General features: G+C 34.4%; 12 protein-coding genes. 4 read left to right on the forward strand and 8 right to left on the reverse strand.

Going from position 1 to position 13,537, the window contains the following annotated elements; translation table 11 throughout:
* Positions 1-3 precede the first annotated feature (3 nt).
* A complete protein-coding gene (locus GZ212_RS06540) occupies positions 4-828 on the forward strand; it encodes a sulfurtransferase (RefSeq protein WP_166958359.1) in 825 nt (274 codons plus the stop codon).
* 491 nt (positions 829-1,319) lie between these two features.
* Here GZ212_RS06540 and GZ212_RS06545 read toward each other — a convergent pair whose 3' ends face one another.
* The 3 genes from GZ212_RS06545 to GZ212_RS06555 all read right to left on the reverse strand — a co-directional run bounded on the left by GZ212_RS06545 (position 1,320) and on the right by GZ212_RS06555 (position 5,813).
* Entirely contained in the window at positions 1,320-1,736 is a 417-nt protein-coding gene (locus tag GZ212_RS06545) for a thiol-disulfide oxidoreductase DCC family protein (protein WP_166958360.1), read from the reverse strand.
* The gene (locus tag GZ212_RS06550; protein WP_166958361.1) at positions 1,733-3,913 is read right to left on the reverse strand and encodes a DNA mismatch repair protein MutS; all 2,181 of its coding nucleotides are present in this window, start codon (positions 3,911-3,913) and stop codon (positions 1,733-1,735) included. Before GZ212_RS06550 ends, GZ212_RS06545 begins: the two co-directional genes overlap by 4 nt.
* 403 nt (positions 3,914-4,316) lie before the next feature.
* Complete coding sequence (locus GZ212_RS06555) at positions 4,317-5,813, reverse strand: YfcC family protein (RefSeq protein WP_166958362.1); 1,497 nt, start codon at positions 5,811-5,813, stop codon at positions 4,317-4,319.
* A 67-nt stretch (positions 5,814-5,880) separates the two neighbouring features.
* Between GZ212_RS06555 and ung the strand changes: the two genes are divergently transcribed.
* A complete protein-coding gene (gene ung / locus GZ212_RS06560) occupies positions 5,881-6,546 on the forward strand; it encodes a uracil-DNA glycosylase (RefSeq protein WP_166958363.1) in 666 nt (221 codons plus the stop codon).
* A gap of 276 nt (positions 6,547-6,822) precedes the next feature.
* Here the strand turns inward: ung and GZ212_RS06565 are convergent, their stop codons facing one another.
* The 5 genes from GZ212_RS06565 to GZ212_RS06585 are packed head-to-tail and all read right to left on the reverse strand — an operon-like array spanning position 6,823 to position 10,759.
* The gene (locus tag GZ212_RS06565; RefSeq protein WP_053969938.1) at positions 6,823-7,677 is read right to left on the reverse strand and encodes a substrate-binding domain-containing protein; all 855 of its coding nucleotides are present in this window, start codon (positions 7,675-7,677) and stop codon (positions 6,823-6,825) included.
* Positions 7,664-8,542: a nucleoside phosphorylase gene (locus tag GZ212_RS06570; RefSeq protein WP_166958364.1), complete on the reverse strand. Its 879-nt coding sequence runs from the start codon at positions 8,540-8,542 to the stop codon at positions 7,664-7,666. Before GZ212_RS06570 ends, GZ212_RS06565 begins: the two co-directional genes overlap by 14 nt.
* Positions 8,532-9,470, reverse strand: a complete 939-nt coding sequence (locus tag GZ212_RS06575) for a DUF1835 domain-containing protein (protein ID WP_206080401.1) — start codon at positions 9,468-9,470, stop codon at positions 8,532-8,534. The genes GZ212_RS06570 and GZ212_RS06575 overlap by 11 nt, the downstream gene beginning before the upstream one ends.
* A 2-nt stretch (positions 9,471-9,472) precedes the next feature.
* Complete coding sequence (locus GZ212_RS06580) at positions 9,473-9,802, reverse strand: translation initiation factor (RefSeq protein WP_053969941.1); 330 nt, start codon at positions 9,800-9,802, stop codon at positions 9,473-9,475.
* Positions 9,803-9,808: 6 nt separating this feature from the next.
* Complete coding sequence (locus GZ212_RS06585) at positions 9,809-10,759, reverse strand: isopenicillin N synthase family oxygenase (RefSeq protein WP_166958365.1); 951 nt, start codon at positions 10,757-10,759, stop codon at positions 9,809-9,811.
* A gap of 154 nt (positions 10,760-10,913) precedes the next feature.
* On the opposite strand from GZ212_RS06585, the gene GZ212_RS06590 reads away from it, so the two are divergent.
* Positions 10,914-12,890, forward strand: coding sequence for a thiamine pyrophosphate-dependent enzyme (locus GZ212_RS06590; protein WP_240923774.1), 1,977 nt, complete (start codon positions 10,914-10,916; stop codon positions 12,888-12,890).
* Positions 12,891-13,013: 123 nt separating this feature from the next.
* Positions 13,014-13,514 carry an Hsp20/alpha crystallin family protein gene (locus GZ212_RS06595; RefSeq protein ID WP_240923775.1) on the forward strand — a complete coding sequence of 167 codons (501 nt, stop codon included), beginning with the start codon at positions 13,014-13,016 and terminating at the stop codon, positions 13,512-13,514.
* Positions 13,515-13,537 lie beyond the last annotated feature (23 nt).

Here is a 13,537-nt window from a genome sequence, read left to right on the forward strand (position 1 = left end):
TTTATGCTACAAGTTTCATCTCCATTAGTTTCAATAAAATGGCTAAAAGAACATTTGAATCATCCTGATTTGGTGATTTTAAATGCTTCCTTAGGGAAACCACAAACTGATTCTACAAATATCATCTCTGAAATGCAAATTCCTAAAACTCGTTTGTTTGATATAAAAACGAGATTTAGTGATGGTACCGCTCCCTTTCCCAATACGTTTCCAAGTTTGGAGCAATTTGTAACTGAAGCAAAATCTTTAGGGATTAGGGATAACAGTTGTATTATTGTTTTAGATGAACAAGGTATCTATTCAAGTGCCAGAGTCTGGTGGATGTTTAAAGCTTTTGGACATACTAATGTGGCCGTATTAAATGGTGGATTACCTTCTTGGAAAAAAGCTGGATTTGGGTTGGAACCATATGAAGATTATACTGGAACCATTGGCGATTTCTCAGCAAAACTCGATCCTTCTTTCATGGCCTTTTTTAAGGATATGGAAGATATGGTTCATAATAAATCACATACTATTGTAGATGCCCGTTCTGAAAGTCGATTTCTTGGCTTAGAAGAAGAACCAAGGGCTGGGTTACGTGCTGGAAATATTCCTACTTCGAAAAATTTACCATTTGAAAATCTTTTGGAGAATGGAGAGTTTAAATCTAAAGAGGTTCTGAAAAAGTTATTTGATACAGTGGCCGAACAAGACAAACCCATGGTTTTTAGTTGTGGATCTGGTATTACTGCTTGTATATTAGCTCTTGGGGCAGAAATGATTGGTTATAAAGAATTATCTGTATATGATGGCTCTTGGACAGAATGGGGAACTTTGGTGAAATAGGAAATGAAAAGCCTCAGAGTATGTCTTGTCTAACAGCACTTCTCAACACTGTAACTCAAATCAAGGGTAGACTTTCAAGATTTGAGAATTGGTTCTATCCTAACTAACGGAAGTTAGGGGCCAATTAACTTATGCTCTAAGGCTTTATTTCAATTCTAATTTACTTTTGAATCTTAAATTTTGAAACCATAATTGAGGGAATTGGACCTTTGAGTTAGGGAAGTGGTAAATTTAATGAGTAAACGTGGTTTATAAATAGAACTTTCAAAACCAGATCATTAATGCATTTCACGGAATTTTTTTGCACAAAATTTTAACAAAACAAATTTTTTGGTCACTTTATCGAAAATTACGCAATATTGTGAGGATGTTTGCTATGTTTGATACCGGTTAGTAAAATAAACTTAGTGCTATAACTACGTATTTTAGTTTTAATTTTTTGGTAAGTTATTAAGTTTAAAAAGGTCTTGCATATCCCAAGACCTTTTTTTTTATTCTATAAATTTGGCTTTTAATTCTGGTGTAGGAATCATACAAGATTCTTTTTTTCCAAACCAAGTGTACCTGTTCCTGGCAATAAAATCATAAACGGTATCCCTTATGAGTTTTGGAAGAATGATAAAGCTTGCAAGAATATTTATTGGAAATTTTAGTTTGGATGCTATTTTAAGGGCAGCCGTTGATTTGTAAAATACCCCTTCATTCTTTCTGAATAAAATAATGGAGTCTATTTTTTGAGTATCAATACCAAACTGTTCAATGATACTTTGAGAGAGTTCACTTTGTAAAGGTGTAAACAAAAACGTATTATGTTTGTCGTGCTTAATGATAAACTGTATGGAGCTATCGCAAAGGTTACAAACACCATCAAATAAAATCAACTCTTTATGTTCTGGGATTTCAATCATTTTGCTTTTACGGCCTCAACCAATTCCAATTGTTCCAAACTTACATTGGTCGTGAAAAGCCCATAATTAACAACTGCTTTATTCTTTTCTATTTTATCAATGCTACCAACGGCCCGTCCATCTTCTAATCTAACACGGTCCCCAACCTTTAATTTTGGTCTAGCTTTTGGTTTTGAAGCTTCTACTTGGGCCTTTTTCTTTTCCTCTTTTTTCTTTTGTCGAATCACTTCAACTTTCTTTTCAGCCTCTTTTTGAACTTTTTGGGCTTTCGATTTTTCTACTTGAGCCTCTTTCTTTGTTTTCTTTTTACGTTTGGAATTTTCAATTTGAACCAATTTAAACAATTCGTTCATTAAATCTCTTTTCTGTTTGTTGTTGAAATAGGTTTCAGCCAAACCATCTAGCTTTTGACCTAAGTAAATCAAGCGCTGATTTGTATCGTATAACTCTTGGTAGTCCTCCAGTTTTCTCTGAATTCTCTGGTTGGTCTCTTCAAGCCTTTCTGCTTCATTAAGTTTTTTAATTTCATTTTGCTTCAGGGAACGTTCCGTTTTTTCCAATTTGGATCGCTCCTTTTGAAGTTTGGCAATGGTTTGATCAAATCGCACCTTTCCTCGCTCAATCTTTTTCTTGGCTTTATTAATAAGGCTATATGGGATACCATTTTTTTGAGCCACTTCAAAGGTAAAAGAACTCCCAGCTTGCCCTATAACTAATTGGTACATGGGCTCCAAGGTCTTTTCGTCAAAAAGCATGTTGGCGTTTTTCATGTGAGGTAACTCATTAGCCAATATTTTTAAATTGGAATAGTGTGTTGTAATAATTCCAAACGCTTCTCTTCCGTAGAATTCTTCTAAAAATGTTTCAGCCAATGCTCCTCCCAATTCAGGATCACTCCCAGTTCCAAATTCATCAATCAAGAAAAGGGTGTTATCGTTACACTTTTTCAAGAAATAATTCATTTGTTTCAAGCGATAGGAATAAGTACTCAGATGATTTTCAATAGACTGATTATCGCCAATATCACTCAAAATCCTATCAAAAATACATACAGAGCTTCTTTCATGGACGGGAATAAGCATCCCACTTTGCAACATAACCTGCAAGAGACCAATTGTCTTCAATGTGATACTTTTTCCTCCTGCATTTGGTCCGGAAATGACAATTATTCGGCTTTCCTGATCTAAATAAATACTCTGTGGATATGTTTTTACATCCTTTTTTTTATTGGTAAGATATAATAGCGGATGATAAGCATCCTTGACATCGTATACTCTTTCTTGGTTTATGGTTGGCAGGACACCATTCATGGATTCTGCATATTTAGCCTTAGCAGATATGACGTCCATTTCAGTTAAAAAAATCTGGTATTGAATTAAAAGCTCTCTGTAAGGTCTAATAAAATTGGTGAGTTCCTTCAAAATTCGAGTAATCTCTTCTTTTTCTTCATACTCTAAATTGTTGAGTTCCCTCGTAAATCGTAACGTATCTTCAGGTTCAATGTAAACAATGCTTCCAGTTTTACTTCCTCCCAGTATGGATCCTCTTACCTTTTTTCTATGCATAGCCTTAACAGCCAACACTCTTTTGTTATCAACTACAGTTTCCCTAATATCATCCAAAAGATCTTGGGAGCTATAGTTATTAAGAGCTGTTGTAAAGCTTTGATTGATGCTTCCTTTTACTTTATTAATTTGTTGTCTTAAATCATAAAGTAGGGGTGATGCTGAATTTTTAATATCTCCAAATCGATCAATTACGGCATCTATTTTATTAATAATTGCTTTTGTAACCTCAATTTGAGAAGCCTTGGCATTTAAATGAATATAATATTCATGGAATTTATCTAAGAATACAATGATACTATTGGAAGTAGCTGAAAGGGAACTTATTTTTCTAATACTGCTAACCTCCAGAAAGGAATTTTCAATATTTAATAGTCTTATTTCTTTTGTAATAGGCTCAAATCCATGATTGGGAATGCGGTTTTCATTTTCATAGGATGCTAAAAATTCATTGGTCAGATTCAGACTCTCCAAAACCGCTTCTTGAGTTTTTTCTGGAGATATGGCCATACAAGCTTCCCGGCCAAGAGATGTAATAGCATAATCACTGACTTGTTCTAGAACTTTATAATATTCTAAATCCTGTAATGTTTTTTTATGGATATGAATCATTGAAATCTTAAGTATACAATGATGCAAAAGTAAGACTTAAAGGTAAAAAAGTTAACTTTTGGAAAAAGTAATCCGTGAATTCTAAACTAGAATTTAAAAAAAGTGCTTTAAAGACCTTAAAAAAGGTTTAGGCATTATCAACAACCAATAAAGGCGGATAACTTTCCTCTTTATGTTCCCTAATAATAAGGGGAGGATTACTTTTTTTTCTTTTAGTGTTAGTTTTGTTGGAACTAAAAAATAACAATAAAAAATTAATGCCTACTAGCATTAGTAGAGTTAGGGTAATGATTAATAGCATAGCTTATTCTTTTTACAAAGAATATCAAAAGTAGACGATTTAATTTAAAATTGCTAAAGAAAAGTTAAAGAATTGATTTTCATTCTGAAAGCAAATGAATTATTAAAATAAATAAATGGAAGCTATTAACCATAACATAGTGATTATCATTAAAATAAACAACAGAGGCAAGCAAAATTTCAACCATCTATCAAAACCAACTTTAACAATGGCTAAAGAAGCTAAAATCAATCCTGTCGGATTTATAAATGCAAATAATCCCATGCCATATTGGTAGCAATTTACAATTACTTCTCTTCCAAATCCCACATTATCAGCTAAAGGTGACATGATAGGCATGGTCAAGACTGCCATTCCAGATGAACTTGGGATAAAAAATGACAGACCGCTATAAATAAACAGCATTACATTTGCAAAAACGCCTTTGTTCATACCACCAGTAACATTACTGGCATGGTAAAGTAAAGTATCTGAAACTAATCCTTCATCTAATAAAACAGAGACTCCTCGAGCAATTCCTATAATTAAAGCAACTCCCAATAAATCGGAAGCGCCATTGACAAAGGTTTCAACAAATTCAACCTCCTTCATTTTTGAAATGAAACCAATAATAATGGCTCCAGCTAAGAAAACGGCAGTCATTTCTTCAAACCACCAACCAAAAATGGAGACACCTAATATCATAATGATAAAGCAAAGTGCAAAAACAGCCAAAATAAAAAGTAATCTAGGCGTTAGTTTCAAGTCTGAAGTTGATTTGATTGCGAAAAGGGCACTTATTTCTTCCCTTTGATCTGAAATTATGGAAAGTTGGGGATCATTCTTCACCTTTTTGGCATATTTAAGAATATAAAGAATGCAAATCGTAGTTCCTATCACCCAAAATATAGCTCTTGGGATGAGTCCTGTTGTCCAACTGATACCCGCAGAATCTGATGCTATAATGGTACTAAAAGGATTGATTGTGGAACACATAGTTCCTATGGAAGTCCCTAAATAAATAGCTGCTAGGGGCACCATAGCATCGTATTTTGCGGCTAAAAACATGGGGATTAAAATGGGGTAGAAGGCAATGGTTTCTTCAGCCAATCCGAATGTGGTTCCACCAATAGAAACTAGGGTTGTCACTAAAATTATTAAAACATATTCATGTCCTTTCAAGGAATTTGCTAACTTACTAATTCCAGCATCAAAAGCACCTGTCTTATTCATTATGCCTATAAGACCTCCTATTATTAGGACTAAAAAAATAATATCTGCACCTTGAATAATCCCCTTTACCGGAGCCATTATAAATTCAATTGGTCCTTGAGGATTAGCGATTACTTCTTTATAAGTTCCAGGAATAGCAATAGGTTTGTAAATATCTCCAGAGGTGAACTTTTCAATAGGAATTTTTACATTTAATTCTTCAAGCGTACTCTGAGAAGCTTCCAACTGGGTGGTTTTAGTTAATCCTATTTGGCTAAAAACGCCTTTTTCTGAATCAAAAACCAACGTATCATATTTTCCAGCTGGAATCAACCAAGTTAATAAAGCAGAGAACGCACAGATAATCAACAAGATGGTCTGAGCTGTTGGGAATTTAATTTTTTTCAAGGTTGGATGTTTTTAATAAGTTTAAAGATAGTATTAATTTAGTTTCCTAAAATAAGAGGACTTAAAAATGACAGTTCAAATTGAATCCAGCTGGAACGCCTATTTAAATGAAGAATTCGACAAGCATTATTTTAAGGATTTGGTGCGTTTTGTAAAAGACGAATATGCCCATAATACATGTTTCCCTCCAGGAAATCAAATATTTAATGCTTTTGATTTATGTCCGTTTGATCAAGTAAAAGTGGTAATTATTGGTCAAGATCCTTATCATGGTCCAAATCAAGCCCACGGACTTTGTTTTTCTGTAAATGAAGGAATTGTTCACCCACCATCGCTAATTAATATTTTTAAAGAAATTGAATCCGATTTAGAAGTGCCTTATCCTCAAAGTGGAAATTTAACCAAATGGGCTAATCAAGGTGTGTTATTGTTGAATGCTACTTTAACGGTGCGAGCTCATCAAGCTGGAAGCCATCAAAAGAAAGGTTGGGAGTCATTTACCGATGCTGTAATCCAAACAATCAGCAATCACAAAAAAGACGTTGTATTTTTACTATGGGGTGGATTTGCTAAGAACAAAGCGAAACTAATTGATTCCAAAAAACACCATATTCTAACCTCTGGTCATCCATCTCCATTAAGTGCCAATAGAGGCTATTGGTTTGGAAATAAACATTTCAGTAAAACTAACTCCCTGTTGGAGCAAGCTGGCTTTGCGCCTTTGGATTGGTAATTTTAGGTTTGGATAGTAATACAGTAGGTTGATCTGGTGCTTCAGCAGAAACAATTTCTTTTTTTGTGGTTTTATTACAGCTAACTATGAGAAGTAGAAAGTTAAAAGCAACTAATCCCGTTAAAATCAAAACTATCGTGATCAAAATCCCTGTTATTTAAATAAAATAATGTTTACAAATATAATAGATTCATTGAAAAAAACTAAATTTTTTAGACGTACAATTGATTAATCATTAAAACATTGTCCGTTATTCCTTTAAATTGTATAGAATTATCAAATATTAGTTACAATCTTATCATATTCCAAGGTGTCTTCTATGATGTTTAGTGCCTTAAGTTTTCTTTGCACATTTTCAACAGTTTTTTTATCAATAACACTTTGAGACCACTCGGTTAGGGCTAGCCATTCTCTAACATCCTCAATTTTTTGTTCATATCGGTTTGCTATCATTCTATCAATACTGGGAATATCTTTAAATTCTGAAGTGGTATTGTTTATGATATTTAAAATAGTTTGTACATCCGATTTATTTTCTTCCAAGAATTCATTTCTAACAGCAATAACAAAACAAGGCCAAGGAGTAGGGCATTGTCCTATTCTTCTGAAAACACCTTGGTCTACTATAGGCTTTGTTGTAAACTTCTCCCACATAAAATAATCGGCCGTCTCATTTGTCAAACCCTCAATAGCGCCATTCAGATTATCAATAACTTCAAACTGTAAATCGTTTTGAATATCCCATTGATTGTTTTCTGCATTGATATAGGCCATCAAATGTGATCCTGAACCATATCTACTTATTGCAGCTTTAGTGCCTTTCAATTCATCTACTTGATGGAACCTTGAATGACTTGCCACATGAATTCCCCATAACAATGGTGTTTCTACAAAAGTCTGAATGATACTACTAGGATTTCCCTCTACGATATCTTTGATTATACCCTCAGTCAAAATAACAGCTAGGTCCACATCTTTATTTCTCAGGGCTTGACACATATCACCCGTACCTCCGTAGTAATCTTTCCACCTTAGATTAATACCGTTACTTTTATATTCACCATTTTTAAGAGTGAGGTACCAAGCTAAATTGAAATGCTCTGGCACACCACCTATATTAATTGTCTTCATTCACTATTTGATTAAGGGTATATTCAATTAAATTGTTAATTACTTGCCTTGGGTTTTCTGTGAATTCTCCGGTAGCTCGATTAGCGATAATAGCATTTAAGGATACAGCCCTATGACCTAAAAGACGTGCCATTCCATAAATAGCTGCCGTTTCCATTTCCATATTGGTTATTACTAAACCATTATAGTCAAAGGTTGCTAATTTATCATTGAAGGAAGCATCTTGCAATGGTAAACGGAGAACCCTTCCTTGTGGACCATAGAAGCCAACATTGGTTGCCGTAAAACCATCAAAGGTTTTATTTGAAGACAATCTAGTGAACAATTCCCTATGACATTCCACAATGTAAGGTTTCGATTTGTTTTTATCCCAATTTAGATGAGTCATCAAATGCTGAGAAATTTCCGGAAATAAGATATTTTCAGACTGATAAAAATACATCAAACTATCAAAACCCAATCCGAATTCACTGATAACAAAACTATCTACAGGAATATGCTCTTGAAGCGATCCAGAAGTACCAATACGAATGATATCCAAGGACTTTAATTCCTCTTTTACGGTCCTCGTATTAAAATCAATATTGGCTAATGCGTCCAATTCATTTATAACGATATCAATATTATCAGTTCCTATTCCAGTGGAAATAACGGTAATTCGCTTTCCTTTAAACGTACCTGTTTGAGAATAAAACTCTCTTTTATTGACCTTAAATTCGATGTTGTCAAAATGTTGCGCTACCCGCTCCACACGGTTTGGATCGCCAACTACTATTACCGTATCAGCTAATTGTTCTGGTTTTAAATTGATATGGTAAATGCTTCCGTCTGGATTGAGAATGAGTTCAGACTCTTTAATAGGCATTTATAGGAGTTTTTATAAGTTTATTTTCTTTGGTGCTAAATTGAAAATCCAATCTATTGACACCTCCGTAATCTATATTATTGTTAACTTCAGAAGAAAAATTGGTCTGTCGAAGTAAAGCAACATGTCCTTTTCTATTTAGTTTTATTCGTGTTTCTGTTTCATCAAAAAATATCTTCAAATTTTCTATAATCCGATGAAATTGTAAATCTCCATAACCATAGTAACCTTGGTAATTTAGAATATAACCCAACAAATGATGTCTTGATTTCACTTCATTGTCTCTAATGATCACTAAAATATTCTCTTCGATAATACTCAAACCGCTTTTTGACTCAGGGAATCTTTGCAGATGTGCTTTAAGACAATTGGTTAAGTATTGAAAATTTGTGTCGTTTTTTATGATATAAGGTTTGAATAAATTGTGATCCTTACCGCAATAGGTTTTCCATAGGGTAGAAGCCACTTCCATATCATTTTCAGTCAATTTGACCTTATTCTTGTAGTGTTTTAAAAGCTGACTGGCATTCAATTCTCCCAAACCTTTCAAATTGTCCTCGCCTTCAATACGTCCACTACATACCAGATAAAGGGGTAATTTTATTTTCTTTTGCCTAATCACATTGATTGCTGCTAGCATGTTTATATGACAGAAGAGGTCATATTCAAACCACAATACAATTTCTGAATAGTTTTCAGTATTCGATAGTTTATTGATGTCTTCATGGAACTTATCCTTATCCAATTCCAAATTGTAAAACTTGTTAAAGAAATCACTCCTCAACTCCAAAAACTCCTTAGAATCAATTTTTTCAGTTGTAGGACCTTCACATAACATTTCATCCCATGTTAAGTAATCTCCTTGTACCTCTAATTCTAATAATTTTTGAGTTAAGACTGAACCATTTGTGATATGTAGTGTTTCCATTTTTATCCCCCAACTCTTTTTACATTAAAACCTTTATCTTTTAAAATCACCATAATTTTATCGCGGTAGTCTCCCTGAATAATAATTTTATCATCCTTAAAACTACCACCCACACTTAAGGCTGTCTTCAATTCTTTAGCTAGCTTTTTAAAATCTTCGGTAGCGCCTGTATAGCCCTCAAGAATGGTAATAGGTTTTCCTTTACGTTTTTCATATTTGCAGATTATGGGGTCATCTTGCATCCAAATATCAGATTCTTGATCTACGGAATCCTCTTGATTTTCGGGGACATGATCTGGAAACAAATTCTTTAATTGATCTTGTAAATCCATCTGTTTTTATTTCTTAATAAGGCCTAACTCAATCAAACGCTCAGTTAGAAATTCTCCAGCTGTGGTATCCTCATAAAGTTTTGGGTTTTGATCATCTAAACAATTATCCAAAACGTCCAATTTCATACTACTAATAGGGTGCATGAAGAACGGTATGGAATAACGTGATGTTCCCCAAAGTTCTTTAGGAGGGTTTACCACTCTATGGATGGTTGATTTCAACTTGTTATTGGTGTGTCTTGAAAGCATATCTCCTACATTGATCATCAACTCATCTGGTTGTGCGATGGCGTCTATCCATTCACCTTTATGGTTTTGTACCTGAAGACCTTTCCCTTGAGCACCCATTAACAAAGTGATTAAATTGATATCACCATGTGCCGCAGCGCGAACAGCCTCTTTAGGTTCTTCTTTAATAGGAGGGTAATGAATAGGTCTTAAAATAGAATTTCCGTTTTTAATGAAATTATCGAAATAGGTTTCTTCTAAACCTAAATGTAAAGCTAAAGCCCGAAGCACATATTTAGCAGTTTCCTCCAACTTTTTATAGGTTCTTTTACCCACTTCATTAAACTCTGGAAGCTCTTCAACCGAAACGTTTTTTGGATATTCCTTCTCTAATTCCGGATTGTCTTCCACATATTGACCAAAGTGCCAAAACTCCTTTAAATCACCTTCTTTTTTACCCTTCGCACTTTCTTTTCCAAAAGAGACGTAGCCTCTTTGACCTCCAATTCCTGGAATTTCATACTTCTGTTTAGTTTCTACCGGGAGATCAAAAAAGGATTTGATTTGTTTATATAAATCCTCAACCAAATTGTCATCGAGAAAATGCCCTTTCAAGGCCACAAAACCTATTTCTTCATAAGCCTTACCAATTTCATCAACAAATTTTTGCTTTCGCTCAGGGTCTCCAGATGTAAAATCCTTAAGATTTACACTAGGTATGTTATTCATATTGAAAAATTTAAGTCTGTCTCTTACAAATGTACGAAAACATTAGTAAGAATGGAATTCTATTTTGGCTCCTAGGGTCATATTTTAAAGACTCATTTTATATATATTTGAGAAATGAATTTTTATGATTTCAAACCCGTCTTCCTTATCAAATATGCAGTATCAAACTGATCAAATAGACCAAACCACCTTATTACATCTTTACAAAAACATGTTGAAACCTCGATTAATAGAGGAAAAGATGTTGGTTTTACTTCGTCAAGGTAAAATTTCAAAATGGTTCTCTGGAATAGGGCAAGAAGCCATATCTATTGGGGTAACTATGGCAATGAAAGATGAGGAATATATTCTTCCTATGCACCGAAATTTAGGGGTTTTTACGACAAGAAACGTTCCTTTATTTAGGCTTTTTTGTCAATGGCAAGGAAAAATGAGTGGCTTCACCAAGGGCAGGGATCGTTCATTTCATTTTGGAACTCAAGAATACAAACTGATTGGAATGATTTCCCATTTAGGTCCACAATTGGGTGTGGCCGATGGTATTGCTTTAGCTAGCAAGCTAAAAAACCGTCAAGAAGTAACAGCAGTTTTTACAGGAGAGGGAGGAACAAGTGAAGGAGATTTTCATGAAGCCTTGAATGTGGCTTCTGTGTGGCAATTGCCCGTGTTATTCTGTATAGAAAATAACGGTTATGGTTTATCAACCCCAACTACAGAGCAGTATTTTTGCGAAAATTTGGCAGATAGAGGAGTGGGTTATGGGATGGAATCCCATATTATTGATGGGAATAATATTGTTGAGGTTTACCAAAAAATTTCTGAAATAACAGAAAGTATGCGTCAAAACCCAAGACCCGTTTTGATTGAATTCAAAACCTTTAGAATGCGTGGTCATGAGGAGGCAAGTGGAACCAAATATGTGCCACAGGATTTGATGGATTTTTGGCAACAAAAAGATCCTCTGAATAATTTCAAGTCATTTTTAATAGAACAGGGCATACTTACGGAAACTAATGATGACGTCTTTAGGTCAAAAATAAAAGCCGAAATAGATACAGCCTTAGACATGGCTTTTACTGAAGATACTATTGTACCCGACATGGAAACCGAACTACGGGACGTTTATCATCCATTTGAATACGAACATGTAGCCCATAAAGAAAAAACGGAGGAATTAAGATTCATAGATGCCATTTCAACTGGCTTGAAACAGTCTATGGAAAAACATCCGGAGTTGGTCGTAATGGGGCAAGATATTGCTGATTATGGTGGCGTCTTTAAAATTACAGAAGGATTTGTAGAGGCTTTTGGGAAAGATCGTGTAAGAAACACCCCTATTTGTGAATCCTCCATAATTGAGGTAGGAATGGGCCTATCTATTGCCAATATCAAATCTGTGGTGGAAATGCAATTTGCAGATTTTGTGAGTTCTGGTTTTAACCCGATTGTAAATTATCTTGCTAAGGTGCATTATCGTTGGAACCAAAAGGCGGACGTGGTCGTCCGAATGCCCTGTGGAGCAGGAGTGGCAGCGGGCCCTTTTCATTCCCAAACAAATGAAGCATGGTTTACAAAAACGCCAGGATTAAAAGTGGTTTATCCTGCTTTTCCTTATGATGCCAAAGGGCTTTTAGCAACAGCTATAAATGACCCAAATCCTGTGCTATTCTTTGAACATAAAGCATTATATAGAACCGTAAGACAAGATGTGCCAACCGATTATTATACGTTGCCATTTGGAAAAGCAGCCCTATTACAAGAAGGTCAAGAAATTACTATTATATCTTATGGAGCTGGCGTGCATTGGGCTATTTCTGTATTAGAAAAACACCCAAACATTCAAGCCGACTTAATTGATTTAAGAACCTTACAACCCTTAGATACGGAAGCCATATTAACTTCTGTCAAAAAAACTGGAAAAGCCATCATTTTACAAGAAGATTCTTTATTTGGAGGTATTGCTTCAGATCTTTCTGCTATGATTATGGAACAATGTTTCGAATCTTTGGATGCCCCGGTAAAAAGAGTAGCAAGTATGGAAACACCTATTCCTTTTATAGGGCAGCTTGAAGAACAGTATTTACCGAAATCCAGATTTGAAATCGAGCTATTGGAACTTCTGAAATATTGACGTTATGACATACTAATCAAGGCTTTAAACTGAAAAATTGTCTTAAAATATAGTCGAAAAACTGACATTTTGGTATTGGTATTTTTTTTGTTTGGTGTTATTTGAATTTAAACTTTAAACATTATGTATAACACAAATAAAATCATTATGAGTAATTTGATTCCAACAAAAAGAAACGGTTTAAGAACCTCTCAGAGAGAGCAAGGAACCTTACCAAGTTTATCTTCTTGGATTGATGACATTTTCAACAGAGACTTTGGATCAGATTTCTTAGCCAATTTCAACACAGGCATGACTTTACCTTCTGTAAACATTAAGGAAAATAAAGATGCCTATGTGGTAGAAATGGCAGTACCTGGATTCAATAAATCTGATTTTGAAGTGAATGTGGACAACGAATTATTAACCATTTCCGCTGAAACTAAAACAGAAAAAAATGAAGAAGAAGAAAACTATACCAGACGTGAATTTGGTTATTCTTCTTTTAAAAGATCTTTCACTTTACCAGATTCTGCAGATGCTGAAAAAATCAATGCAGAATATGTGGACGGACTTCTTAAAGTTCAAATTGCGAAACGCGAAGAGTCCAAACGCAAACCCGCTAAAAAAATTGAAATTTCTTAATTTGATTGATTAATGAATTTTAA

The sequence above is a fragment of the Mangrovimonas sp. CR14 genome, assembly GCF_011764015.1.
Lineage (GTDB): Bacteria > Bacteroidota > Bacteroidia > Flavobacteriales > Flavobacteriaceae > Mangrovimonas > Mangrovimonas futianensis.

Coding starts and splice junctions, on each gene's coding strand:
- GZ212_RS06575 (WP_206080401.1), bottom strand. CDS start 9,470: ATGGAAACACTACATATCACAAATGGTTCAGTCTTAACTCAAAAATTA.
- GZ212_RS06570 (WP_166958364.1), bottom strand. CDS start 8,542: ATGCCTATTAAAGAGTCTGAACTCATTCTCAATCCAGACGGAAGCATT.
- GZ212_RS06565 (WP_053969938.1), bottom strand. CDS start 7,677: ATGAAGACAATTAATATAGGTGGTGTGCCAGAGCATTTCAATTTAGCT.
- GZ212_RS06590 (WP_240923774.1), top strand. CDS start 10,914: ATGCAGTATCAAACTGATCAAATAGACCAAACCACCTTATTACATCTT.
- GZ212_RS06540 (WP_166958359.1), top strand. CDS start 4: ATGCTACAAGTTTCATCTCCATTAGTTTCAATAAAATGGCTAAAAGAA.
- GZ212_RS06550 (WP_166958361.1), bottom strand. CDS start 3,913: ATGATTCATATCCATAAAAAAACATTACAGGATTTAGAATATTATAAA.
- GZ212_RS06595 (WP_240923775.1), top strand. CDS start 13,014: ATGTATAACACAAATAAAATCATTATGAGTAATTTGATTCCAACAAAA.
- GZ212_RS06580 (WP_053969941.1), bottom strand. CDS start 9,802: ATGGATTTACAAGATCAATTAAAGAATTTGTTTCCAGATCATGTCCCC.
- ung (WP_166958363.1), top strand. CDS start 5,881: ATGACAGTTCAAATTGAATCCAGCTGGAACGCCTATTTAAATGAAGAA.
- GZ212_RS06545 (WP_166958360.1), bottom strand. CDS start 1,736: ATGATTGAAATCCCAGAACATAAAGAGTTGATTTTATTTGATGGTGTT.
- GZ212_RS06585 (WP_166958365.1), bottom strand. CDS start 10,759: ATGAATAACATACCTAGTGTAAATCTTAAGGATTTTACATCTGGAGAC.